General features: G+C 67.3%; 21 protein-coding genes. 6 read left to right on the forward strand and 15 right to left on the reverse strand.

Translation table 11 applies throughout. The features are described from left to right. Positions 1-21: 21 nt before the first annotated feature. Positions 22-459, reverse strand: a complete 438-nt coding sequence (locus tag NF4_RS23120; RefSeq protein ID WP_063129493.1) for a DUF6841 family protein — start codon at positions 457-459, stop codon at positions 22-24. Positions 460-632: 173 nt separating this feature from the next. Next, entirely contained in the window at positions 633-947 is a 315-nt protein-coding gene (gene mihF / locus NF4_RS23125) for an integration host factor, actinobacterial type (RefSeq protein WP_030523251.1), read from the reverse strand. A gap of 454 nt (positions 948-1,401) precedes the next feature. Here mihF and NF4_RS23130 point away from each other — a divergent pair, with 454 nt between their 5' ends. Both NF4_RS23130 and NF4_RS23135 read left to right on the forward strand, forming a co-directional pair. After that, on the forward strand, positions 1,402-1,779 hold the full coding sequence (locus NF4_RS23130; RefSeq protein ID WP_063129464.1) for a nuclear transport factor 2 family protein: 378 nt from the start codon (positions 1,402-1,404) through the stop codon (positions 1,777-1,779). Positions 1,780-1,989: 210 nt separating this feature from the next. Then, complete coding sequence (locus tag NF4_RS23135; protein ID WP_063129465.1) at positions 1,990-2,559, forward strand: carboxymuconolactone decarboxylase family protein; 570 nt, start codon at positions 1,990-1,992, stop codon at positions 2,557-2,559. A 15-nt stretch (positions 2,560-2,574) separates the two neighbouring features. On the opposite strand, the gene NF4_RS23140 is transcribed toward NF4_RS23135, so the two are convergent. The 6 genes from NF4_RS23140 to NF4_RS23165 all read right to left on the reverse strand — a co-directional run bounded on the left by NF4_RS23140 (position 2,575) and on the right by NF4_RS23165 (position 9,194). Next, positions 2,575-3,039 (reverse strand): hypothetical protein, encoded by a 465-nt coding sequence (locus NF4_RS23140; protein WP_157120521.1) that lies wholly within the window; start codon positions 3,037-3,039, stop codon positions 2,575-2,577. 100 nt (positions 3,040-3,139) lie between these two features. Next, positions 3,140-4,420 (reverse strand): ATP-dependent Clp protease ATP-binding subunit ClpX, encoded by a 1,281-nt coding sequence (gene clpX, locus NF4_RS23145; RefSeq protein WP_063129494.1) that lies wholly within the window; start codon positions 4,418-4,420, stop codon positions 3,140-3,142. A gap of 358 nt (positions 4,421-4,778) precedes the next feature. After that, positions 4,779-5,444, reverse strand: coding sequence for an ATP-dependent Clp protease proteolytic subunit (locus NF4_RS23150; protein WP_063129467.1), 666 nt, complete (start codon positions 5,442-5,444; stop codon positions 4,779-4,781). Positions 5,445-5,532: 88 nt separating this feature from the next. After that, positions 5,533-6,123, reverse strand: coding sequence for an ATP-dependent Clp protease proteolytic subunit (locus tag NF4_RS23155; RefSeq protein WP_063129495.1), 591 nt, complete (start codon positions 6,121-6,123; stop codon positions 5,533-5,535). A gap of 892 nt (positions 6,124-7,015) precedes the next feature. Beyond that, the gene (gene tig, locus NF4_RS23160) at positions 7,016-8,389 is read right to left on the reverse strand and encodes a trigger factor (RefSeq protein ID WP_063129496.1); all 1,374 of its coding nucleotides are present in this window, start codon (positions 8,387-8,389) and stop codon (positions 7,016-7,018) included. Positions 8,390-8,618: 229 nt separating this feature from the next. Next, positions 8,619-9,194, reverse strand: coding sequence for an FKBP-type peptidyl-prolyl cis-trans isomerase (locus NF4_RS23165; protein WP_063129497.1), 576 nt, complete (start codon positions 9,192-9,194; stop codon positions 8,619-8,621). Positions 9,195-9,597: 403 nt separating this feature from the next. Here NF4_RS23165 and NF4_RS23170 point away from each other — a divergent pair, with 403 nt between their 5' ends. Continuing rightward, complete coding sequence (locus NF4_RS23170) at positions 9,598-12,069, forward strand: phosphoketolase family protein (RefSeq protein ID WP_084533356.1); 2,472 nt, start codon at positions 9,598-9,600, stop codon at positions 12,067-12,069. 662 nt (positions 12,070-12,731) lie between these two features. Beyond that, positions 12,732-13,046, forward strand: coding sequence for a hypothetical protein (locus tag NF4_RS23175; protein ID WP_063129468.1), 315 nt, complete (start codon positions 12,732-12,734; stop codon positions 13,044-13,046). A 19-nt stretch (positions 13,047-13,065) separates the two neighbouring features. Here NF4_RS23175 and NF4_RS23180 read toward each other — a convergent pair whose 3' ends face one another. The 4 genes from NF4_RS23180 to NF4_RS37950 all read right to left on the reverse strand — a co-directional run bounded on the left by NF4_RS23180 (position 13,066) and on the right by NF4_RS37950 (position 17,601). After that, positions 13,066-15,600: an ATP-binding protein gene (locus tag NF4_RS23180; RefSeq protein WP_063129469.1), complete on the reverse strand. Its 2,535-nt coding sequence runs from the start codon at positions 15,598-15,600 to the stop codon at positions 13,066-13,068. A gap of 79 nt (positions 15,601-15,679) precedes the next feature. Then, the gene (locus NF4_RS23185; RefSeq protein ID WP_063814675.1) at positions 15,680-16,252 is read right to left on the reverse strand and encodes a dihydrofolate reductase family protein; all 573 of its coding nucleotides are present in this window, start codon (positions 16,250-16,252) and stop codon (positions 15,680-15,682) included. A 209-nt stretch (positions 16,253-16,461) separates the two neighbouring features. Beyond that, positions 16,462-17,217: a MerR family transcriptional regulator gene (locus NF4_RS23190; protein WP_063129470.1), complete on the reverse strand. Its 756-nt coding sequence runs from the start codon at positions 17,215-17,217 to the stop codon at positions 16,462-16,464. Positions 17,218-17,304: 87 nt separating this feature from the next. Beyond that, positions 17,305-17,601: a WhiB family transcriptional regulator gene (locus NF4_RS37950; protein WP_063129471.1), complete on the reverse strand. Its 297-nt coding sequence runs from the start codon at positions 17,599-17,601 to the stop codon at positions 17,305-17,307. A 147-nt stretch (positions 17,602-17,748) separates the two neighbouring features. Between NF4_RS37950 and NF4_RS38735 the strand changes: the two genes are divergently transcribed. Beyond that, positions 17,749-18,132, forward strand: a complete 384-nt coding sequence (locus NF4_RS38735) for a DUF1707 SHOCT-like domain-containing protein (RefSeq protein ID WP_063129472.1) — start codon at positions 17,749-17,751, stop codon at positions 18,130-18,132. 4 nt (positions 18,133-18,136) lie between these two features. Here NF4_RS38735 and NF4_RS23205 read toward each other — a convergent pair whose 3' ends face one another. Both NF4_RS23205 and NF4_RS23210 read right to left on the reverse strand, forming a co-directional pair. Beyond that, a complete protein-coding gene (locus NF4_RS23205) occupies positions 18,137-20,785 on the reverse strand; it encodes a serine/threonine-protein kinase (protein ID WP_063129473.1) in 2,649 nt (882 codons plus the stop codon). Between the two features lie 141 nt (positions 20,786-20,926). Next, positions 20,927-22,447 (reverse strand): amino acid permease, encoded by a 1,521-nt coding sequence (locus NF4_RS23210; protein ID WP_157120523.1) that lies wholly within the window; start codon positions 22,445-22,447, stop codon positions 20,927-20,929. Between the two features lie 205 nt (positions 22,448-22,652). Here NF4_RS23210 and NF4_RS23215 point away from each other — a divergent pair, with 205 nt between their 5' ends. Next, on the forward strand, positions 22,653-23,792 hold the full coding sequence (locus NF4_RS23215; protein WP_063129474.1) for an SPFH domain-containing protein: 1,140 nt from the start codon (positions 22,653-22,655) through the stop codon (positions 23,790-23,792). Between the two features lie 200 nt (positions 23,793-23,992). Here NF4_RS23215 and NF4_RS23220 read toward each other — a convergent pair. Beyond that, positions 23,993-25,674 (reverse strand): NAD-glutamate dehydrogenase domain-containing protein (locus NF4_RS23220; protein WP_198165435.1); only part of this gene is annotated, 1,682 nt, incomplete at its 5' end.

A 25,674-nucleotide genomic window follows, 5' to 3' on the forward strand; every position in this document is an offset into this window, starting at 1 on the left:
GATCCGGAAAGAGCGCGGCACTCACATGCCCGGCAGCCGGACGCCCCGGTCCGCCGCCACTCGCGCCAATTTCTCGGCCTCGTCGATGGCGACCGCTACATAGGTGCGCAACCCGTCGTCGTCACGCCGCAGCAGGTACTCGTAATCGCTGTCGGTGAGCAATGCGTCGTCGCTGTCGTAGAAATGCCACCGCACCCGTGCCCGCAGCAGTGAACCGGTCAGCTCCGCGTAATCGACCACGGTGTGGTCGACGCGCGCCAGACCCAGCGTCTGATAAATGGGATGAGCCTGCGCCAGCCCCTGGGCCATCTCTTCCCGCGAATGCAACGCACCGACGAAATCGTCACTGACAATGGTGCCCGGAGTCCCCCACAGGGCGGCCGTACGCTCGGCGTCGTAGGCGCTCAGCGTCGACTGGTATTCGTCGAGGAACGATTCGAGTTCTTCGCGGATGGCCATATCGCCACGGTATCCACATTCCTCCCACCGGGGCCGCAAACCGCCCGGAATCGACGTGCCCGATCGGGTAGGGCGGCACGGGCGGGTCACCCGCCGGGCCACGCCGGTCGTGTCACCGACCGGCTCGGCCACGGCCGGAGTTCGGAGCGTCCACGATCGAACGCTCCACCTCCTCAGTTGGCCAGCGCCTCCAGCAGCGCCGCCCGCTGTCGGGCGCCCAGCCCGCCGATCCGGCGATCCTCCGGGATATCCGCCTGGTCCATCAGCTTGGCGGCCTTCACCGGGCCGACACCGGGCAGTGCCTTGATCACGGCGACCACCTTCGTCTTCTTGACCAGTTCATCGCTATCGGCCTTGCGCAGCAGGTCGGCGACAGAGACTTTGCCGTCTTTCACCTGACCGATCAGTTCGGAGCGCGCCTTGCGCACCGCCGCCGCTTTGGCCAGAGCCTCCGTGCGTTGTTCCGCGGTCATCGTTGGCAGTGCCATATCTCCTCCGCTTTCACTCATCGCTCGAACATCTGGTTTGACCGGGTCGATTCAACATCACAATACCGACACCGACCGATCGACACACCGTCCGGACCTGCAGTCATAGCAATGTTTTCTGATTCGATCCCCCGGTAGGAGCCCGGAAACCGACGGACCGGTCAATGGGATCCGGCACGGAAGAACGCCTGGAACACGTAACACTCGAGCCCGCTGCGGCGAAATTCACAGCAGACGCACACTTGCACGGCGGCGGTTCAACGGCGAACCGAGGGGTCAGCGGAGATACCTGCCCGCCCTGTACGGCCAGCGCGGCTACCAGGCATTTTTCGCCACACCGAAGTGGCGGATACATATGCGAATATCCTTTTGCGGCCCGATCCGGCGATCGGAAGCCCGCACGACTGCTACGCTCCCGAATCTAGAACACGTTTCATTTTCGGTAGGAGTGGTGATGGCACGGGAGATCCGCGACGTGGTCGAGCAGTACGTGAAACTGGTCGGTTCAGGACCGACCTCGGCCATCGTCGATCTCTATGCTCCCGACGCCGTGATCGAGGATCCGATCGGCACCGAGCCCAAACAGGGCCACCAGGCCATCCGCGAGTTCTACGACGTGATAGCAAGCCTGGAGCGGGAGACCAGCCTCGTCCCGGAGACCGTGCGGATCGCCGGAAACCACGCCGCCTTCGTGTTCACTCTGGTGACCAGAGCGGGCGGGCAGCGTATGACGCTGAGCCCGATCGACACCATGGAGTTCGACGCGGAAGGCCGGATCATCCGGATGCGCGCCTACTGGGGCGCCGACGATATGTCCGTCGAACCCGAATGAGCCGCGAGGCGGCGACTCGACTGCGCTGAGTCGCCACCTCGCTGCACCCCGGTGCCGCCCACCACCGGCCTGGCCCCCGGCGCGCACCCGGCCTACCCTGAGCACAGGGCACGGGTGCGCTCGGTCACAGGAGGCGCTCCGGGGCGTTACGCCGCGGGCCGCTGTCTCGTCCGAGTTGCAGGGAAACCAACCCACCTCAGAGGAGACCCGATGAGCACATCACGCATTCCGGCCGTGGCCCCCGAAAACGCCGGGTTCCTGACCAAGGCGCTGTACTGGTTCGCGAAGCGCAAGGTCGGCGAAGTCCCCGAACCCTTCGCCGTCGGCGCGCACCACACCGGCATCCTGGTGGCCAGTGGCATACACGAGATGCTCGCCGAGAAGGCGTCGAGAAAACTGCCGGCCAATATCCGCGAAATCGCGGTCTACCGCACGGCCTGGACCGTCGGCTGCTCCTGGTGCGTCGACTTCGGAACCATGCTGCAGCGGCTGGGCGGGCTGGATATCGAGCGACTCCAGCACATCGCGGACTACGAGACGTCACCGCATTACACCGACGACGAGCGCGCGGCCATTGCCTATGCCGACGCCATGACCGCCACCCCGATGACCGTCACCGACGAACAGGTCGCCGACCTGGAGAAACGCTTCGGCCGGGCCGGAGTCGTCGAACTGACCTATCAGATCGCGCTGGAGAACTCGCGGGCCCGCAACAACCACGCCCTCGGCATCACCGCGCAGGGGTTCGGCACCGATTCCTGCCGCGTGCCCTGGGCGTGAGACCGGCGTCGCGGCTCAGATGACCCAGCAGGCGTAGCCGATGTGCTCGCCCCTGCCGACGAAGACCCGCACATACGGCGCCTGCTCGTTCCCACCGGTCGGCTGGACCGCCTGCAGGGTGTGATCACCCTCGTAGGCGGGCACCCAGTGCACAAGCGCCAGCCCGCCACCGTCCGGTCCGACCGTGGCGAACGGGACCCCGTTGTCGAGGAAAGTCACCTCGGTCACTGCCTCGGTGAGCCAGGCCCGCACGGTGTAGCTGCACCCGGTGCCGTAGTTCGTCCGGATGCCGGCGTTCAGGTCCGGGGTCACGCTGACCTCGCGCACGGTCGCACCGGCCGGCGGCGCGGTGAGCAACAACGAGACCAGGACCGCCGCTGCCGCCGACAGCGATACGCCCACGCGGTGGAACCGCGTGGGCGTATCGGCGTCACCACGCCGCGCGGACCGGATATCCCGCGCAAGCGGCTGTGTCACCATGACCTGCTCCTCCATCGCACGAATGCCGAGGGGTCACCGAGAGTACTGCGGGCCGGCTCCGGGCCGGCCACCGTCGCGTATCGCAGCGGTTGCGCGGACCTCAGGCCGACTTGTCGCGGCGCTCCGGACGCTCCCGCTTACGCGGCACGATGGTGGGCAGCACATTGTCGTTCACCGTATCCGCGTCGACGACGACCTTGGCCACGTCGTCACGGCTCGGGATATCGAACATGACCTGCTGCAGTACTTCCTCCATGATGGCGCGCAGCCCCCGGGCGCCGGTACCGCGCAGGATGGCCTGATCGGCCACGGCCTCGAGCGCGTCCCGGGTGAACTCCAGATCCACGCCGTCCATCTCGAACAGCCGGATGTACTGCTTGACCAGCGCGTTCTTGGGTTCGGACAGGATCTTCACCAGGGAATCCTTGTCCAGGTTCGTCACCGACGCCACCACCGGCAACCGGCCGATGAACTCCGGGATCAGACCGAACTTGATCAGATCCTCCGGCATCACCTCGGCGAAATGATCGGTGGTATCGATCTCGGCCTTGGACCGCACCTCGGCGCCGAATCCGATCCCGCGGTGCCCGGTACGGTCGGAGATGATCTTCTCCAGACCGGCGAACGCCCCTGCCACGATGAACAGCACATTGGTGGTATCGATCTGGATGAACTCCTGATGCGGATGCTTGCGCCCACCCTGCGGCGGCACACTCGCCTGAGTTCCCTCCAGGATCTTCAGCAGCGCCTGCTGCACGCCCTCACCCGAGACATCACGCGTGATCGACGGATTCTCGCTCTTGCGCGCGATCTTGTCGACCTCATCGATATAGATGATCCCGGTCTCGGCGCGCTTCACGTCGTAATCGGCGGCCTGGATGAGTTTGAGGAGAATGTTCTCGACGTCCTCACCGACATAACCGGCTTCGGTGAGCGCGGTGGCATCGGCGATCGCGAACGGCACATTCAGCATTTTCGCCAGCGTCTGTGCCAGATAGGTCTTACCGCAACCGGTAGGGCCGAGCATCAGAATATTGGACTTCGCCAACTCGACGATTTCCCCGCGCGCGTCACGACCCTTGTCGCCGGCCTGAATACGCTTGTAATGGTTGTACACAGCGACCGCCAGCGTGCGCTTGGCCGTGTCCTGCCCGATCACGTAGTTCTCCAGGAAATCCCGGATCTCCGCGGGTTTGGGCAACTCATCGAGTTTGACCTCGCTGGACTCGGCCAGCTCCTCCTCGATGATCTCGTTGCACAGATCGATGCACTCGTCGCAGATGTACACCCCTGGTCCCGCAATGAGCTTCTTGACCTGCTTCTGGCTCTTTCCGCAGAACGAGCATTTGAGCAGATCGCCGCCGTCGCCGATGCGCGCCATCTCGTGGGTCCCTACTTCCTTGTTCGCGTGCAACCATCCGTCCAGCTTCCAGCCGACCGCCGCCTGCGGTGGAGCGAATCCGGCTCGATCACCCGGATCGAAGGGCGGTGCTGTCAACCGGGAACAAAGGTCCCTGGGTTTGACCGTACCCGGTGTGTGCGATGGAGGTCGACAACTCGGGCAGGTTTCTCGTCGCGGTTGTGCGGGGATTCACGCGAATACCGCGTCACGGCACATTTTCCGGATACCGAACATCCGGGGTGTGTCGCAACGCCGCAGCGGGAATCCACCTGGGCCGGGCCCCGCCGCCCGGCCGGCCCGGCGTACCGTCACACGGCGCGCCGGACCCGGAGGCGCCTCACTTCTGGGCGCTGAGCTTGCGGTAGTCGAACACCGTGTCGATGATCCCGTATTCCTTGGCGTCCTCGGCCGTCAGGATCTTGTCGCGGTCGGTGTCCCTACGGATGACATCGGGGTCCTTACCCGTGTGCCGGGCCAGGGTGGTCTCCATCAACCGGCGCATCCGCTCGATCTCGGCCGCCTGGATCTCCAGATCCGACACCTGCCCCTGGATACCGCCCTCGACCGACGGCTGATGGATCAGCACGCGGGCGTTCGGCAGGCAGGCCCGCTTACCCGGAGTCCCCGCCGCCAGCAGTACCGCCGCCGCCGAGGCCGCCTGGCCGAGGCAGACGGTCGCGACATCGGCGCGCACGTACTGCATGGTGTCGTAGATGGCCATCAGCGAGGTGAACGAACCACCCGGCGAATTGATGTACATCGTGATATCGCGATCGGGATCCAGCGATTCGAGCACCAGCAGCTGCGCCATGATGTCGTTCGCCGACGCATCGTCGACCTGCACGCCGAGGAAGATGATGCGCTCCTCGAACAGCTTGTTGTACGGGTTGGATTCCTTGACGCCGAAACTCGAATGCTCGATGAACGACGGCAGGATGTAGCGCGACTGCGGGCCCGCCGGGGCGATACCGCCGAGGCCACGAGGATCGATCGGATTGGCCATATTCGTCTCCAAGTCTGTGAGTGAGCTGTCCGCTGGACGGATTCGCGAACACCGGCCGGACATCCGGCGCGGATTCGCCGGCAACGCCCTAGTTGCTGCCCGTGCCGCCCGCCTGGCGCGCATTCGTGATCACACGGTCGATGAAGCCGTACTCCAGCGCCTGTTCGGGTGTGAACCAGCGATCGCGGTCGGCGTCGGCGTTGATCTGCTCCACCGGCTTACCGGTGTGCATCGCCTGCAACTCGTTGAGCTCACGCTTGGTGTATGCGAACTGCTCGGCCATGATCGCGATATCCGCGGCCGAACCGCCGATACCGGCCGATGGCTGGTGCATCATGATCCGGGTGTGCGGCAGCGCGAAACGCTTTCCCGGCGCACCCGCCGTGAGCAGGAACTGCCCCATGGACGCGGCCAGCCCCATCGCGGTGGTCGCGATATCGCATTCGGCGTACTGCATGGTGTCGTAGATCGCCATACCCGCGTTCACCGACCCGCCCGGCGAGTTGATGTAGAGCGAAATATCTTTGGTCGGGTCCTCCGCGGACAGCAGCAGGATCTGCGCACAGATCTTGTTCGCGATGTCGTCGTCGACCTGGGTGCCGAGAAAGATGATGCGCTCACGCAGCAGGCGCTCGTACACCGAATCGCTGAGATTGAGCCCAGCGGTCGGAGCTGTCATGACCTCGGCTTGATTGATTGTCACGGATACCTGCCTTCTCTCGCCGGCTCGTTGCTGTCACAAACATTAACGAAGCAGGGCGGCACCGAACTCCCGGTACCACCCCGATTCGCTCAGAGCGCAATATCAATTGCGGCGCCTCCGGCGCCGCGGGGTTGCGGCCCCCTCGGTCCCGCTGTTCAGGGCCCGAGACTCGCGCCTTCGGCGCATGCGCTTCGGGCCCTGACCAGCGGGACGGGCCGCAACCCTTGGTGGGCCTCGCCGAACTCGGCACCGGGCGGGTGCAGCCGTTCACGGAGGGAAACCATTCCAGGGTCTGCGGACGAACACGGCCCACACTCCCGGGTTCGCCATACGACACAACACACTGGGCCGAGTACCGCGTGCCACCGTGGAACACGGTCAGCCGCTGCCCCGGAGCTCGGTATGCTACGCAACCCCATGAGTCGAGTCTTACGAGACACCTCGAAGGGTTGAGGCCCGTCGCGCCGTTTCGGCCTCGAAAGCGCAGGAGCCGAAGGCTCGAGTCCCGAGGCCGAAACGGCGAGACCCAGGGGGCCTCAACCCCGCGCGCCGAAGGCGCGCCAAAAAACACAGCGCCTTCACGAGCGAGCCCACTTGTTCTCGCCTTCGCGAGCAAGCCCGGCCTCGATTCCCCGTGACTCGACTCGCTCTTCCCGGCTCCCGAGCACCGCCACTCGGCACCGGGTGCACCCGCGTCGTTCGAAGTCCCGGTACAGCGCGTACCGGAGGCATCCCCGTCCTCGCGGAAAGCAGAAGCCCCGAGGACTCGGATGTGCGCGCACGGGGGACAGCGATTGTCGATCTTCTGCCTCCCGATTGCCAACACCGCCTAGATCTCAGGGCTTCCTACCCGCAATTCTCGCGTGGGTCACTCCGCGTCGGAGGTGACCTCTTCAGTGGTCTCCTCGTCGGATTCCTTGGCGGTACCGAACATTTCGTCGGTGTCGACCTTGTTGCCCTCGGAATCGGTGACCGTCACCTTGCCGACGACCTCGGCCAGAGCCTTGCCGCGGCGGACATCGGCGAAGACCGCGCCGAGCTGGCCGGCCTGCTGCACCTGCTGGATGAACTGCTCGGGCGCCATCCCGTAGCGCTGGGCCTGGAACAGGATCCGCTCGGTGAGCTCGTCCTGGCCGACCTGGGTGCCTTCGGCCTCGGCGACCGCGTCCAGCAGCAGCTGCGTCTTCACCGATTTCTCGGCGGCCGCCAAGGTGTCGGCGTCGAACTCCTCGCGGCTCGAGCCCTGGGCCTCCAGCGCCTCGGCGAACTTGGCCTCGTCGTGGTCGAAGCCGTGGATCGCGTCGTGCTGGACAGCGTCGATCTCGGCCTTCACCACGGCCTCGGGCAGCGGCACCTCGACGCTCTCGAGCAGCTGCTCGAGCACCTTGTCGCGGATATCGCCGGCCTGTTGCACCTTCTTGACCCGCTCGACGCGGGACCGCAGATCATCCTTCAGCTCGTCGATGGTGTCGAATTCGCTGGCGAGCTGGGCGAATTCGTCGTCCGCCTCGGGCAGCTCACGTTCCTTGACCGAGCCGAGGGTCACCGTGATGGTGGCTTCCCGGCCGGCGTGCTCACCGGCGACCAGGGTCGAGGTGAATTCCTTGGACTCCTCGGCCGACATCCCGATCAGGGTCTCGTCCAGGCCTTCGATGAGCTGGCCGGAACCGACCTCGTGCGACAGACCGGTGGTCGCGGCCTCCGGCACCTCCTCGCCGTCGACGGTGGCGGACAGGTCGATGGAGACGAAATCGCCTTCCTGGACCGGGCGTTCGACACCGGTGAGGGTGCCGAAGCGCTGGCGCAGCGACTGCAGCTGCTCATCGATATCGGCATCGGTGATCTCGATGGCGTCCACGGTGACGGCGATGGTGCTGTAGTCCTCGGGCAGGGTGATCTCCGGCCGGACATCCACCTCGGCGGTGAAGGCCAGTTCCTGGCCGTCCTCGATCTTGGTGATCTCGATCTCCGGCTGCCCGATGACCTTGACCTCGGAGGTGGTGACGGCCTCGCTGTAGCGGCCGGGCAGGGCGTCGTTGACGACCTGCTCCAGAACCGCGCCGCGGCCCAGGCGCGCCTCGAGCAGCTTGGCCGGCGCCTTACCCGGACGGAAGCCGGGAATGCGCACCTGCTTGGCCAGGGCCTTGTAGGCGCGATCGAAGTCCGGCTTCAGCTCCTCGAAGGGCACCTCGACATTGATCCGGACCCGGGTCGGGCTCAGCTGCTCGACGGTGCTCTTCACGGACATGCTCCTTGTTCTCGTCGGTTCGTGTTCGCCGGCCCGCACGATATCCGTGCTCGTGGCCGGGTGATGGCGCGTGGTCTGGCGACGGCGCGCGGGGACGCACCCTCGGCGTACCGTCCGAAGCGGCGAGCACCTGCGGTTTCACGCGCCCGGGATACGCATCCCGACCAGGGTAGTTGACCGGGTCACGTGCGCTGCAGCCCGGTGCTCTGTTTATGGCGGCGCCTCACCCTTGGGGGACGGATACGGCGTCGGTGACGAAGACCAGCGTCTCGTTCGCCTTCACTCCGTTGCCGCCCGCACCGTAGCCCAGGTCGGGCGGGATGATCAGCAACCGGCGGGCACCCTGCTGAACGCCTTCGAGTCCCTGTTCCCAGCCGGGGATGACCATACCGTCGCCGAGGGTGAGTTCGAAGGGTTCGCCGCGGTCGAACGAGGAGTCCAGTTTCTGTTTGTCCGACCAGGTGACCAGTGCGTAGTTCATGGTCAGCTGCTGACCGGGGGCGGCGCCGGGGCCCGAGCCGGGCACCAGGTCCTTGATCACGAGTTGTTTCGGCGGGTCGCAGTCGTCGGGGAGGGTGATCTGCGGGACGTCGCCGAACCCACCCTGTACGTCGATATCGTCGGCCGTGCATTCGCGGCCCTTCGATTCGGCGGGCGCGGTCTGCCCCGGAGCGGCGGACGAATCGGCCGCCGTGGACGTGGTCGCGGTGCCGCCGGAGTCGTCGGAGCCGCATCCACCGAGGCCGAGGGCGGCCGCGGCGACGGCGGTGACAGCGAGGATCCTGCCGATTGTCTGCATGCGCCGCACCCTACCGCCGGCCTCGAACGAGCGGCCCGGCGATATCGCGGCACCTCCCCGCATCGTCGGCGCGAAGCCGCCCCGGGTGCCGGTGGCGGCGACCGGTGTGCGGAGCTCGGGTTCGGTCCCCGCCGCCTGCGAGATTGCGCTCACCCCGGTGCCGGTCGCATCGGTCCGGGCCTGCCGTCCGGAATGGCCGCGGCCGCCCGAGCCGCCGGGTCCCCGGCGCGGACACCGGTTTCCATCCCGCGGTGTGGGTAAGGCGTGGGTGAGAGCGAAGAATTTCCGCCGGCCGCCATCGGCGAACCGAGGGCAGTGTGGCACACCTCCAGCTATCGTGGTGGCAGTCCGCACTCGGGGTGCGGTAGCCCGGCGCGACCACGACCTCCAGGAGGTTAGGCGTATGACGCAGTTGGCGAGTGCAGGCGGGGACACCAGTGCCGACAATGTGGGCAGTCACGGTGGGGAAACCGTCGCGCCCCGGCCCTATGCGCTGTCGGCGGCCCCGGGCCCCTTGGCCGCCGAGGAGCTGGAATGTCTCGACGCGTGGTGGCGGGCCGCCAACTACCTGTCGGTGGGGCAGATCTATCTGATGGCGAATCCCCTGCTGCGCGAGCCGTTGGCGCCGGAGCACATCAAACCCCGCCTGCTCGGCCATTTCGGCACCGTGCCGGGGCTGAACCTGGTCTGGGTGCACGCCAATCGCGCCATCCTGGCACGTGATCTGAACGCCGTGTTCGTCGCCGGGCCCGGGCACGGTGGGCCGGGCCCCAACGCCTGCGCCTGGCTCGAGGGCACCTATTCCGAGTTGTACAGCCATGTGCCCCGCGATGGCGAGGGTATGCGCGCGTTGTTCGCCCAGTTCTCTTTTCCCGGTGGGGTTCCCAGCCACTGTGCGCCGGAGACACCGGGTTCCTTCCACGAAGGCGGCGAACTGGGTTATTCGCTGTTGCACGCGTTCGGTGCCGCGCTGGACAACCCGGATCTCACCGTGTTCTGTGTAGTGGGCGACGGTGAAGCCGAAACCGGTCCGCTCGCGGGCAGTTGGCATTGCAACAAGTTCCTGAACCCGGCGCGCGACGGCGCGGTGGTGCCGATTCTCGCCCTCAACGAGTACAAAATCGCGAATCCGACTCTGCTGGCCCGTATTCCCGAGGACGAGCTGGTCTCGCTGCTGCGGGGCTACGGTTACGAGCCGTTGATCGTCGCCGGTGCCGAGCCGGCCCGGGTCCATCAGGACATGGCCGCCGCCGTGGACACCTGCCTGGAGCGGATCGCGCAGATCCAGCGCGCCGCCCGGGACGGCAGCGATACCACCCGCCCGCACTGGCCGATGATCGTGCTGCGCACCCCGAAGGGCTGGACCGGGCCACCGATCGTGGACGGCGATCCGGTGGAGGGTACGTTCCGCGCCCATCAGGTTCCGTTGCCGGGTGCCCGGCAGGACGCGTCGCATCGGGCGGTGCTCGAGGAATGGTTGCGTTCCTACCGGCCCGAGGAACTGTTCGACGAAACCGGTGCCCCGGTCTCGGAACTGTGCCGGCTCGTCCCGGCCGGTGGCCGGCGGATGAGCGCGAATCCGGTAGCCAACGGTGGCGCGCTGGTGCGTGATCTGCGATTGCCCGACTGGCGCGGTCATGCGGTCGACGTCACCGAACCGGGCCGGACCACCCACGAGGCGACCCGGGTACTCGGCAGCTGGTTGCGGGAGGTCACCGCGCGCAATCCCGATAATTTTCTGACCTTCGCTCCGGACGAGCTGGCCAGCAACCGGCTGCAGGACATCCTCGCGGTCACCGGCCGCAACTGGCAGGCCGAGATCGGCGTCCATGATGAGAAATTGGATCGCTCCGGCCGGGTGATCGAAGTGTTGTCCGAGCATATGTGCCAGGGCCTGCTGGAGGGATATCTGCTCACGGGCCGGCACGGGGTCTTCACCTGCTATGAGGCGTTCGTCCACATCGTGGACGCCATGTTCAACCAGCACGCGAAATGGCTGGACGCGAGCGCGGCGGTGCCGTGGCGGCAGCCGCTGGCGAGTCTGAACTATCTGTTGTCCTCGCATGTGTGGCGGCAGGACCACAACGGTTTCACCCATCAGGACCCCGGTTTCCTCGACGTGGTGCTGAACAAGAAGCCCGAGATCGTGCGGGTGTATCTGCCGCCGGACGCCAATACCCTGCTGTCGGTGTACGACCACTGCCTGCGCTCGCGGCACTACGTGAACGTGGTGGTGGCCGGTAAACAACTGCAACCGGATTGGCTCGGGCCCACCGATGCCGCACTGCACTGTGCCCGGGGTATCGGTATCTGGGATTGGGCGGGCCACCGCGACGAACCGGCCACCACCCCCGATGTGGTCCTCGCCTGCGCCGGTGACGTACCGACCCTGGAAACCCTGGCCGCCGCGGCGATCCTGCGCGAGGAGCTGCCCTGGCTGCGGGTGCGGGTGGTGAACGTGGTCGATCTGATGCGGCTGCTACCGGCCGACGAACATCCGCACGGGCTACCGGACAGCGAATTCGACACCTTGTTCACCCGGGACTCCCCGGTGATCTTCGCCTTCCACGGTTATCCGTGGCTGATCCACCGGCTCACCTACCGCCGCACCAATCACTCGGGTCTGCATGTGCGGGGGTACAAGGAACGCGGCACCACCACGACCCCGTTCGATATGGTCATGCTCAACGACCTCGACCGATTCCACCTGGTGATGGATGTGATCGACCGGGTGCCCGCGCTGCGGCAGCAGGCAGCGGGGCTGCGCCAGCAGATGGTCGACGCACGCCTGCGAGCCCGCACCTGGACCCGCGAGCACGGTGAGGACATTCCCGAGGTGGCGAACTGGCGCTGGCCCGGTCGGCCGGTCACCTGACACGGCACAGACGGGGTCACTGCCGGCCACGGCCGACCGATGACGGTGGCAGAGGATGATGGTCGAACCCGGTCGACTCCCCGTCCAAGGCGCACCGAAGCGACCACGCCCGAGCTCTCGTACCGCGTGGTTCCGGAACGCCGGGTCCGGAACGCCGGCGGCGGTGACGTGGACCAACCGGAATTTCCTCCGCAAAATATGCTCTGACCAGCCGATATCGGTGGATCCGGTCGGCCGCCCGGTCCAGCTCGGCGTCAAGAGCCGTAGACCGGAGCACTTCTGGACCCCCACGGGCGTGCGTACTCCCATGAGAAGGATCCGCGCCGACCGCCCGACCGCCGGCTGGGCCGGAAGCGCTCGTCCGGGCTTCGGGAAACGACCTGGATATCGAGGCCTTGGACCGGGTCGTGAGCGGCGAGCTGCTGTCCTGCGCACCCCAGGCGGTGTTCGCGGTACCGAGCCCGACATCGAACCGGTCGAGCCCCTGGCGAGGTAGTCCGCCCCCCTCGAGCGGACCACCCGTTCCCAATTGTGGGAAATGCATAGACGCTTATTCGAACACTCGTGTACCGTACCGTTAGACAGCGGCACATAGAACTACGGACCCACATACATCGACTCACCGTAGAAGTTCTATCCGCCGGAACAGAACGGAGCACGCCATGACCATCGCCCGCAACTTCGGATTCGTGAAGCGAATCGCCGCCGCCGCCGTGCTGGCCGGAGCCCTCGCCGCGATCCCCGCCACCGTCGCCCCTCAGTTGGCCCTCGCCGACGTCCCCGGCCACAGCAGCCGCGACGACTCCCACCCGGGCAAGGGCAGCTACGGCGACACCCACGACCTGCCGAGCGATCCCAGCAATCGCAGCGAGCCGGTGCATGCGATCCCGGCCCAGCGCAGCTTCACCTACGACAACGACCAGGGCGGCTACCTCGACATCTGCGCCTACAAGCCGTACTACTACGCCTGCCGGTGATCCCGGCGCCGCGCGGTCACTACCGGCCGGGCAGGCGCGGCGTAGGCCGCCGGCTCCGGGAGGGACCGGCGGCACGTTCGGCATCCACCGCACCGGCGAGGTGGGCCGGAATATGATCCGGTATCTGGCGCCGGGAGCCGATCACGAGCTTCTGCCGGACACTGGCGACCTGCGCGTCCACCGTCCGCACCGAGCTACCCCGCCGCTCGGCGATGGCACTGTTCGGCCAGCCCGCGGCCGCCAGTACCGCGACCTCACGTTCGGCCGGCGATAAGCTCCCCCAGCGCGAATCGGCCGATTCCCCACGATCGACCGGTGTGTCCACCGCGAGCGGACACACCGGCCAACAGCGACGCAGGTACTCCCGTACCGCGTCGCTACCGGGGCGGAACTGCCCGCCCCGTTGCTCGGCGACGGCGAAATCCGCCGGTCCGATGACCGCCGTGGCGACCTCGGTCGCCCGGCGCACGCCGAGCACCACCATCGGCACCCGCTCGATACAGACCCCCATCGAGCGGTGGCAGGCCCGGAAAACACCGACCAGCCAGGCCAGTTCGGTGGCACGGATGCGGATGGCCGCCGCGGCACCCAGCGCGGCGGGATCCCCCGCGAGCACCTGGGTCAGCACGAGCATGCACACCGCCACCGACCACGAGGTCATCCAGGTGTTGTTGCGGCCCGCAGCCATCCGGGACACCGCGATATGGGCCGGCTCCAGGGCGGTCGCGGGTTCGGCGGAACGCGCGAGCGCCAGCGTCCGCGCCACTCCTGCCCACCTCGCGGCCAGTGACGACCCCGAGGCCACCGAACGTTCCAGGTGCCGACGGGTGATCCGGTCGGCCCGCTCCGGATCGCTCAGCATGGCGGCCGCGAGCGCCGCGAAGATCTGACCGCGTTCCACTCCCACCCGGTCACCCTGCGCGGTGAACTTGTGACCGGCCCGTTCCAGGACCGTCACCGCGTGCGGGTCCAGCCGGAACAGCATCAGTTCCAGACCCCGGATCCATTCGACCGAAGCGGGCAGGCCGATATCCGTTCCCGGCGTATCCCGCCAGGAGGACTCACCCACACCGGCCGCGGCACACTCGTCCAGCAGGGCCGCGGCCCGATCGGCCTCGCCCTGCCACAGGTAGTACCAGCCGAGCAGCGCGGTGGCTCGGATGTGGTGTTCGGTGACCCCCTCGGTGCGGGTGACGTCGAGTGCTTGCGCGGTGAGCCTGGTGAGCGCCCGGCTACCACCCTTGACGAACGGCACCCATACCGACAGCAGCACCGACGCCGTCTCCAGGCCGACCAGTGCCTCCGCGGGATCGGTGAGACCGGTTTCGATCCCGATCAGAATGTCGTCCCAGGAGGTCCGCGCCCAGTCGAGCCACGACCGGTCGCCCGGCCCGTACCAGAGCGAACGCGCCTCGACCACGCGATCACGGTGATAGCGGCGATGCCGGGCGGCCATCCGGGCCGCTTCGGCCGGTTCGCGGCGCAATCGGTCGCCGGCGAACAGGCGCACGCTCTCCACCAGATACCAGCGCACACTCGTCTCGGTGCGGAAAGTCGAGACCAGGGAGCGTTCGGCCAGCCGTTCCAGCAGCGGAGCCACCCGCTCGGCGAGCAGTACCTCGTCCGCGCAGACCGCTACGACAGCGGGCAGTTCGACTCCGTTGCGCTGCGGCACGACCCCGTCGGTTTCGTATCCGGCCGCGAAGACCGACAGGCGCTGCAACAGCACCTGCTCCTCGGCCGCGCACAGGTCGAACGACCAGGCGATCACGTCGTAGACCCCGCGGTGCCGCGGTTCGGTACCCGCCCGCGCGCTCTGCGACCAGCGCATGCGCTGATCGGCGGCGTCGCCGCTGAGCTCGGCCAGCACCATGGCGGGTGGCTGGTGGCGCAGCCGGGCGGCGGCGAGCCGGAGGAACAGCGGATTGTGCTCGACGCGGCGGCAGATCCGGCGCACCAGCGCGAGCTGGGCCGGATCGTCGGAAACGGGGCATCCGGTGAGCTCGGCGCGCTGCCGGAACAGCTGCAGCGATTCGAAGGCCGACAGCGGCGGCACGGCGAGGATGTACTCGTCGGCCCAGCCGATCGGCTCGCGGCTGGTGGCCAGCAGGGTCAGACCGGGGGTGGCGGCGAGCAGCTCGATGACCGCGCGCGCGGCCGACGCGAGCACGTGTTCGCAGTTGTCCAGCACCAGAATCGCGTGCTCGGCGATCGCGCCCGCGGGCGGACCCACCGCGACATCCAGGGCGTCGGGATCGCTGCTATCGGTCCGCACCACCGAGCGGAGCACATTCTCGGCGCACTCACCGCAGTCGCGTTCGAGTTCGGCCAGGCGCGCCCAGTACACCGGCCGGTCCGGTTCGGCGCGGTGAACCCGGCGCATCGCTTCGGCGGCCAATCTGGTTTTGCCGATACCGCCGGGCCCCACCAGGGTGATCAGTCGTCCCGAACCGGAACGCAGCAGGTCGTCCAGGCGTGCGAGTTCCCGCATCCGGCCGAAGAACTCGGTGGCAGGTGCGGCCGGTGCCGCACCGTCCGGGTAGATCACCGCCATGAAGACGTAAATTAGTGCACGTCACGTCGGACCGTCCGACGAACCCGTGCATTTCACACAACACCGGTCCGCGGGGCGCTCAGCACATCAGGCAGGCCTGCTGGCGGTAGTGCATCTGGACCACCGCGCTGTCGAAGGTCAGCACATCCACCAGTTGCAGCCCGCTGGTATCCACCGGCGACCGGAACAGGGGAACCCCGCCGCCCAGGAGCAGGGGGTGCACGAAGAGCCGGAACTCGTCGATCAGATCATGCGCCATGAAGGACCGTGCGGTTTCCGCCCCGCCGAATAGCACCATGTCCTGCCCCGCGGCCCGGCGTTGCCGCACCTCCTCGATGGGATCCGGGCCGGTGACCCGGGTGTTCCACGAGGGGTTGCGCAGCGTGCGGGAGACGACGAGTTTCGGCGCGGCGCGCCAGAATCGCGCGAATTCGACGTAGAACGGCGAGACCGGGGCCAGATCGGCGGTGGGCCAGAAGGCCGCCAGGATCTCGTAGGTTCTGCGCCCGTACAGCAGCAGGTCGGCTCTGCGGAGTTCATCCAGGTATTCGGTACAGAGTTCCTCGTCCACGACCGGCCAGTGGACCGCCTCGTCGGGTCCCTCCGCGAACCCGTCGAGTGATATCTGCATCCACAGTGTCACGCTTCCCATTCCATGCCTCATCTACCGCGTCAGGTGCCAAGAAGCAGATTCTGCACCCGCCCAGGGCTGCGCGCATCCGTAGAAGAGCGAAAAGTTACCTAAGTACTCGTTCGCCGGGAAGCCGGTCGGCCGACGGAAGAGCCACCGCCTAATGTACCGTCGTTCAGCGCAACGCTCCCCAACTCATTTCCCAGGCCGGGGAAGCCGTGGTGCTCGGTTCAGCTCTCCGCGGGAAGGTCGGCGAGTTCGCTGTCGCTGTCGATGTAGTGCGCGACGAATTTGTTCACCAGCTCCGCCGCCGCCTTACCGGGCAGGGTGCGGGCGAGCTGCAACTGTCCGGTCAATTCCGCCAGGTCAGCGGCTTCCTGCCCGGAGTCCTGGTACTTCTGCCAGGCCGTGCGATGGAACAGGTCGACGAAACGGCGGGCCATCCGGTCGCAATCGGCCCGGATCCGTTCGAGCTCGCCGAGGACCTCGGCGTCGGGAACACCGGCGGCCGCCAACTGCTCCGCGATCCGGATGAGCTGCCGATCGGCGGGCCGATAGGTGGCGGCGTCGACCGGCTCGTAGAGCCCGACGGCGACGATCCTGGCCAGCCCGTTCGGCACGGAACCGTAGCGTTCCTGCAGTTCGGTGGCGGGAATGGCATCGGCGGGCGGGGCCGACTCGTCCGCGGACGGCTCACCGGACTCCATACCGCCGAGCAGCGGCCCGACACCCAGGATGTCACCCAGATCATCCCCGCGATCCCAGGCCTTGAGCAGTTCCTTGATCCCGTTCAGTTTGATGCCGCGATCGAGCAACCTGCTGATCGTGCGCACCCGATTGAGGTGATCTGGACTGTAGTAACCCGTACGCCCCTTGACCTGCGGTGGAGGTAGAACCCCCCGTTCGTGATAAACCCGCAGGCTGCGCACGGTCGTGCCGGCAGCCCGCGCCAGTTCATCGATCGTGTACTCCACACCAGCAGCCATATAACAAGGAAACCACAAAGGCGAGACGACGACCTTCGCCGGACACGACCGAAACGTCCGATTCAACCCCAGTTGGGGCGGGGTTCGCTAGTTCGTCGAGCTAGAAGTAACGGCCCGTTGGGTATGTGTGCGGCGCTCGTCTTCCGACATACCGCCCCATACTCCGTACGGCTCGCCGACCGCCAGCGCGTAGCTGCGGCACCGATCGAGCACCGGACAGGTATCGCAGATCTGTTTGGCGCGCCGCACCCGCGCGGCGCGCGCCCGGCCCCGCTCCCCTTCGGGATGGAAGAACACGGTGGATTCCAGGCCGCGGCAGGACCCGTTCAATTGCCAGTCCCATACCTCGGCCGCCGGGCGCCGAGACTGGATCACGGTGGACATACACAACTCCTCTGCCCGCAATTCTGTGAGGCCAGCGTAATTACTCCCCAGATGTGGGAATTGGCGCCGAGCGGCCGCCCGAAGGCTTCCCGGCAGTGGCGACCACCGGGTCGAGCCGGACCGCGGAAACCGTCCTATGCTGCGAGTATGAGTGAGCTACCGGGCGCGCGCATCACCGTCGAGCAACGCGATCGCGCGCTGCGGGAGCTCGCCGAGCACCTCGGTTCGGGCCTGCTCACGCTCACCGAATACGAAGAACGCACCGCCGCCGTGACCGCCGCGCGTACCACCCCGGAACTCGCGGCCCTGTTCACCGATCTCCCCGCGCCGTCGGCGACACCCGGCTCGAACGAGACCGCCGATCCCGCACTCGGTTTCGCGGTGCTGGCCGGCGGCGCGGCCGTCTTCGCGCTCGTTCTTGCGCTGGTGTATGGCGGCTGGCTGTGGCTACTGCTGCTGGTGATCGTCCTGGTCTCGGCGCCACTGCTGCCGGCACTGGTCCGGCGGCGCCGGATCGCCGGGCAGTCCTGACCCCTCACCAGCGGGTATGCGGTCGCACGCTGTTGGCCAGATCGACGAGCCGGTACCGGTGCAGGCGGCCGGGCGCGGTCCGGGCCAGGGCGCGCAGCCGTGACTCCAGCCCGCCGCGGAGCCCCGCGACGGTGAGCGGATAGCCGAGCAGCCTGGCATCGGCGGACGCGGGCCGCATCCGGGACTTCAACCACTCCAGTGCCGCGCCGACCACCACGACCTGCATCTGCAGTGCCCGCGGCTCATCGACGAGTTCCAGCCGCGATGCCGCCTCACGCAGATCGATCTCGGTGATCTCCCGATGCGGCCGCGATACCAGCAGCAGGCTGCCTGTCATCCGGGCGGTGCCGTGATGACGAGAGGTAACGGGGACCTCGTCGAGGACCTGCACGGCCTGCAACAGTTCACCGTCGGCGGCCAATCGGCGAGCCAAACCGAACGCGGCGCTGACCACGGCGTGATTGGTCTGCCAGACCAGCCGGTAGAACTCCGACGCGGCGGCATGCCAGCGGTCGGAGTCACCGGGATCGCTCAGCGTCTGCAAGGCGAGTTCGGCCGTGGCAGCCAGGGCCAGCGGCGGCGCCAGCTCACCGGGCAGCATGGTGTGTACCTGGTCGAAATGCAGATAGGCGAGTTCGTACTGCCCCTCCAGCAGATCGATGACACCGCTGAACCATTCGACCCGCCAGTCGGTCACCGCGCGGGGACGCAGCTCTTCGAGCAGCGCGAGCGCCGGAGCCATTTCACCGAGGTCGAGATGGGCGCGGACGGCGGCGAACGCCCCCTCGACCTCGAAGGTCTCCGGTGCGTCGATGGTGCCGGCCGCGATACGTTCGGAGGTCTGGCGCAAGGAGTCCAGGGTCTGGCGGGCGTCACCTTGCAGCAGCGGGCTCAGCAGCTGGACGCTGGGATCGTCGGCGTCGATCAGCGGGATGGGCAGGGTGGCCACCACCGCCGCGGCGTCGAGACCGAGGCTGCGGTGGCCGCCGTCGACCATCCCGTCGGTCTGGCCGATCAAGGTGTCGATACCGAAATCCCCCCGCAGCGAACCGAACTCCACCGACGCCTGCGGGTGTTCGCGCCCGGAATCGGCGGCCAGCACCATCCGCAACACCCCGGCCAGCTGGCAGTACATGGCATAGGTGGAGGGGAAGCGCCGGCTCGGATCCATATGCGTCGCGCGCACCAGCAGCCGATACAGGCACGGATAGCGCCGCAGCAGCGGATACTCCTCCGGTGTCGGCATCTCGGTGCGGTAGTTGCCGTGGGAATCCTTGCGCAGATCCAGGATCAGCGCGGCCAGGGTGCGGCCGGCCGCGTACACATCGGTGGCCACCGTGGGACCGGTTTCGATGATCTCCGGCGCCTGATAGCCGGGGGTGCCGTAGATACTGCCGTAGGATTCCATCGCCGCGACGGCGCCGAGGTCGATGAGTTTGACCTCGTCGTCGGTGACCATGATGTTGTCCGGTTTGAGGTCGTTGTAGGCCAGCCCGAACGAGTGCAGATAGTCGAGAGCCGGCAGGACCTCCATCATGTACGCGATGGTCTCGGCCACCGGAAGACGTTCCGGCCCCGCCATATCCAGCATCTTCTTCAATGAGCGCCCGCCGACGTACTCCATGACGATGTAGCCGTCGGCCACCTCGCGCTGCGAGCGGTGCTTGACGAAGTTGTAGATCTTGACCACGCCGGGATGCGTTATCTCGGAGAGGAATTGGCGTTCGGCCAGCGCCACCACGTGCGCCTCGAAATCCTGCGGGTTCTGCAACCCTTTCAGGACCACCCACCGGTCACTGACGTTCGTATCGACCGCCAGATAGATCCAGCCCAGACCGCCGTGGGCCAGACAGCCTTTGACCAGGTACTGCTCCGCCACGACCTCGCCGGCGGAGAGGGCGGGCAGGAAGTTGTAGGCCGACCCGCAGCGCGCGCACTCCCCCGCCACCGCGCCGGGCCCGTCCGGGCCGGACCGCCCGGTGGGCGCCTGGCATTTCCAGCAGAACCGCTTGTGCTCGGGCACCACCGGATCCGCGAGCACCGCGGTGGCGGGATCGACCGGGTCCACCCGTGGCAGCGCCACCAGTCCGGCGCCGAGGCGGCGGACGCTCGGGCGGGAGCGGGCATTGCGCCCGGAGGGCATATCGTCCTCGAAGCCGGCGAACGGGTCGGGATCGTCGGAATCCTCCTCGTCGTCGGCGAGCAGCAACTCGTCGAGATCGTCGTCGTCGTCCGGACCGGCGAGGCTGTTGAGCCGGGCGATATCGTCGCCGGTCAACGCGGCGATGGCCCGGTCGAAGTCCGACAGCGCCGGCGTCTCGGGCGGACTGTCCGATGCCGCGGGCGCGGCGACGACCGGGGGTACCGAACCCACTGTCACCGGCACGAAGACACCGGATCCGCCGGGGACCGAGGCGGCGTCGGTGGCACTGCGCGGCTCGGCGCCGCCGGATTCGGCGAGTAGTTCTTCGGCGGCTCGCGTCAGGTCGGATTCGGCGGCCCGCCGGCCACTTTCGCTGCTGTTGGTGCGCAGCGTCGACCAGGTGTGCGCGCCACGGCGGGGCATTTCCGCGCCACGGGTCCGCCGCTTGGACCAGGGCGGCGGGAGCGGACGCTCGGAGCTGGGCTGCGACGAGCTGGGCTGCTCTGGCATGCACGACCTCTCAAACCCGCGGAAGAACAGAGAGAGTCTATTGTGATCCCGGCCCGCGGGGGCGACAGGTCGATCGTTCCCTTTCCTGGGAATGCGGAATACCCCGGACCTGCTATCCGGGGTATTCCACGCAGTTCGGCGTTACCGCTGATCCTCGGGTTCGTCCAGGATACGAACGGTGCTACCGGGTTCTTCGGTCGGCGCCGGGGCCGCGGGCACCGCGGCACGTGCGGTGGTGAGCTCGGTCACCCGCTTCCGCGCCAGGAACCAACCGGCGACCAGGGCCGGAACCCCAACCACCAGCATGGCGATCACCGCAGCCCGCTGTTCGATCTCCTCGCTGAACAGCATCAGCAGCACCACACCGACCAGGAACACCAGGGTGGCGTAGCTGGTGTACGGAGTGCCGGGCAGGCGGAACTTCGGCCGGGTCACCTTGCCGTCGCGGGCCCACTTCCACAGCTGGAGCTGGCACAGCACGATCGCGGTCCACGAGAAGATAGTTCCCAGCGCCGAGACGTTCAGCACGATCTCGAAGGCCTGATCCGGAACCAACGCGTTCAGTCCGACACCCGCCAGCGCGATCACACCGGTGGCGAGAATGCCCACGTACGGGACGCCGTTCTTGGACATGCGGCTCGCGACGGTCGGGGCACTACCGTTCATCGACATCGAGCGCAGGATGCGGCCGGTCGAGTACAGGCCGGCGTTCAGGCTGGAGAACGCCGCGGTCAGCACCACCAGGTTCATGACCGAACCGGCACCGTCGATACCGATCTTGGAGAAGAAGGTGACGAACGGGCTTTCACCGGACTTGAAGACGGTGTAGGGCAGCAGCAGGCCCAGCAGCACCAGCGAACCGACATAGAACAGCGCGATCCGGGCGATCACCGAATTGATGGCGCGCGGCATGATCTTCTCGGGATTCTCCGCCTCACCGGCGGCGGTACCGATGAGTTCCACCGCGGCGTAGGCGAAGACGACACCGGTGGTGACGACGATCAGCGGCAGGAAACCGCTCGGGAACAGGCCGCCGTTGTCGGAGAGGACGCTGAGACCGGTCGGCTGACCCTCGATATCGAAGCGACCGGCCAGGAAGATGGTGCCGATGATCAGGAATGCCACGAGCGCGACGACCTTGATCAGCGCGGCCCAGAACTCCAGCTCACCGAACCACTTCACCGAGATCAGATTGATCGCGACCACGATGGCCAGGGCGATCAGCGCGATGGTCCATTGCGGTATCACCTCGAACGCGCCCCAGAAGTGGACGTAGGTGGCGATCGCGGTGATATCCACGATGCCGGTCATGCACCAGTGGAAGAAGTACATCCAGCCGACCGCGAAGGCCAGCTTCTCGCCGTAGAACTCACGGGCGTAGGACACGAACGACCCGGAGGACGGGCGGTGCAGGACCAGCTCGCCCAGGGCCCGCAGAATGAAGAATACGAAGATGCCGCAGACGGCGTATACCAGGAACAGGCCGGGTCCGGCCTCGTGCAGCCGGCTGCCGGCGCCGAGGAACAGGCCCGTTCCGATGGCGCCACCGATGGCGATCATCTGGAGCTGCCGGGGCCGCAGCGACTTGTGATAGCCCGCATCTTCGGCGTGCAGACCGTCCGCCGGCGCCGCCTGACCCGGAGGCTCTTGAACTGTTGTCATCATGTTGCCTTTCGAGTGGCGCAGATCATGTCTGCGAGCAATGTACCGCTACTTAGCGGCACGATCAATAGGGGGCCGTCAGGTGTAACCCAGTGGAAACCAGGCGCTTTGGTGAAAACCCGAGGTCGGCCGCACTGCAAGAGCCATTGATCGAGCCGCTGAACGTCGATACGCTGGATACGTCAAATGCGTAGGGAGCACCCAGATGGCCTGGTTCGAACGCGAGTTCATCGCCGTCCCCGAGACCGGCAAAAAGCAACTCGTCTACAAGTGGCCGGATGTGAACATCCGGCGATACTCCCGCGCCATCGTCAATGCCGACCAGACCGCACTGTTCGTGAAGTCCGGTCAGGTCCTGGGCGCGCTGGGCCCGGGCCGGCACCGGATCGACGCGGACGAACTCCCGGTTCTCGGCGCACTGGTGGATACGCTGACCGGCGGCAACCTCTACCGTGCCGAGCTCTACTTCGTCTCCACCCGGGAATTCGCCGGTATCAAATTCGGCGGCCGGCTCGCCGACATCGCCGACCCGGTCAGCGAGCAGATCGTCACCCTGCGGGTTTTCGGTGAGTTCGCGCTGTCCGTCCGAGACGCCCGGCAGCTGATCACCTCACTGGCCGGCAGCACCGATCTGCACGATCCGGCCGGGATCGAATCCTGGAGCGCCGACCTGCTGCTCAAGGCGATGAAGGTCGCGGTGACACAGGGCGTTTCCCAGGGCGAGTGGCCGGTCCTCGGCCTGTCCGGACTCCTGCCTGTGATCGAGCAGGCGGTCGTCCAGCAGACCAATACCGCGCTCTACGAGTACGGGTTACGGATACCGCGGCTGGGCAACTTCGACATCACCCTGGCCCCCGAGGACGCCGATCGGCTCAAACGGCTCGCCAAGGATGTCACCTACATCCGGCTCGCCGGAGATTTCCGGCAGTACGCCGCCGGGGAGATGGCGCTGGGCGCGGGCCAGGGGCTGGCCTCCGGGCACGGCCACGACGGTGGGTTCATCGGCGCCGCGCTGGGCATCAACGCCCTGCAGCAGCCGGGATCCGCGGTGGCCGGGAATTTCCCGCCCCCGCCGAGTTCGCCCTGGCAACAGCATCAGCAGCCCCGGGAGGAGCCGAGCACGCCAGCGCTGCCACCCACCGCGAAACCCGCCGAACTCGCTCCCGCGCCGGCGGACCCGATCTGCACCGCCTGCGCCACGGTCAACCCACCGGGCGCCAAGTTCTGTGTCGAATGCGGGAATCGCTTCGCCCCGGCCGAACCGGCCCGCTGCCGCGAATGCGACACCGAGTTGCCGCCCACGGCCAGGTTCTGCGCCTCCTGCGGAACCCGCCGCCCGGACTGAAACCGGAAGCCGCCCCGCCGCCGGGCGCACCACGGCCGGTCGCTGGGCGCCGCACCCGAGTCGGCGGACCGGCCCGTTGCCAGGACCGTGAGGCACCAACAGGACCACGAGCCTTCGGCCAGTTCGGTCCCGGCGGCACAGCGGAAACGACGGGTGGCCGTCCGGCCCGAGCCGGACGGCCACCCGCGAATCCCGCGTGATCAGGCGACGATGCCGGACTCCGAACTGCCCGCCAGGCTCCGCACCTGTCGCGCCGCCACCGACAGGGTCGCCAGATCGTGCCGGCTCACCCCGAAGATCTCGGTGAGCGCGGCACGGGCCCGGGTCAGCCGCGACCGGTTGGTCTGCTCCCAGTAGTCCAGCTTCTCCGTCACCGGGTCCTCCGGGTCGGTGGCGGTCGCGATATCCAGGGTCAGCAGCCGCAGCGACTCGTACAGGTCGTCGCGCAGCGCCAGCCGCGCCAGGCTGGCCCACCGCTGATCGTGGTCGAGATCGCCGACCGCGCTGATCAGCCGGGTGATCTCCAGATGCGCGTTGAGCGCGAAATAGAGTTCGGCGATCTCCCGTGCGTCGCGTTCGGCGATATCGGCGATATCCAGCACGTCCAGCAGCGGGAAGAGATGGATCAGGCGGTAGACATCGGCGGCCAGATCCTGCGGGGCGCCGTGTTCGGTCGCCTCGGCGGCGTGGGCGGCGACCCGTTCGGCCAGCGGTTTCGGCAGCCAGCCGGGCACTCGGTCCGCCAGCGCGCGCACTCCCTCGCGATAACGGGTGATATCCGCCCCGATCGCGATCGGCTGCGGCCGGTTGAGCAGCAGCCAGCGCGCGGCACGTTCCAGCGTGCGGTTGGTCTCCAGCTCGAGCTGATCGCGTACCGAGGTCGGCATCTGCTCGGAGCGGATGCGCTGCCACAGCTCCCGCAACCCGAAGATCTCCACCGCGGCGGTGAACGCGCGGACCGCGTCGTCGGTGGTGGCGCCGATCTCCTCGGACAACCGGAAGGCGAACGTCGCGCCGCCGAAATCGACCATCTCGTTGACCACCACGGTGGCCACGATCTCCCGGCGCAGCGGATGCCTGGTGATCGCGCCGGCGAAACGCTCCCGCAGCGGTGTCGGGAAGTAGTCCGGTAGCACCGCCGCGAAAGTGGGGCTGTCCGGCAGGTCGCCGGCGAGCAGATCGGCCTTCAGCGCGAGCTTCACATGGGCGATCATCGTGGCCAGTTCCGGGGAGGTCAGCCCCGCCCCGCCGGCTATCCGGCGCTCCATCTCGGCGTCGGCCGGCAGCGCCTCGAGCCGGCGGTCCACGCCGCGCCGGGTCTCCAGTTCGGTGAGTAGCCGCCGGTGCACCGCACCACGCCGCCCGGCACCCGACCGGGACAGGCCGATCCGGAAGTTCTGCGAGATGTTGTCGCGCAGCACCAGTTCGGCGACCTCGTCGGTCATTTCCGCGAGCAGCGGATTGCGATCCTCGATATCGAGTTCGCCCGCCGACACCACCGCGTCGAGCAGAACCTTGATGTTCACCTCGTGATCGGAGCAATCCACCCCCGCGGAATTGTCCAGCGCGTCGGTGTTCATCTTCCCGCCGTTACGGCAGAACTCGATACGCCCCAGCGCCGTCACACCGAGATTTCCGCCCTCACCGATCACTTTAACCCGGAGACGATCGGCATTCACGCGGACCGCGTCGTTGGATTTGTCACCCACATCGGCATTCGTTTCCGAACTCGCCTTGATATAGGTACCGATACCACCGTTCCACAAGAGGTCGACCGGTGCCTCGAGGATTGCGCGGATCATCTCCGGTGGCGAGAGCCGGGTGACACCCGCCGGAAGTTTCAGCGCGGCACGGACTTGCGGGCTGACCGGAATGGCCTTCG

The organism is Nocardia fusca NBRC 14340, from assembly GCF_001618425.1.
GTDB classification, from domain to species: domain Bacteria; phylum Actinomycetota; class Actinomycetes; order Mycobacteriales; family Mycobacteriaceae; genus Nocardia; species Nocardia fusca.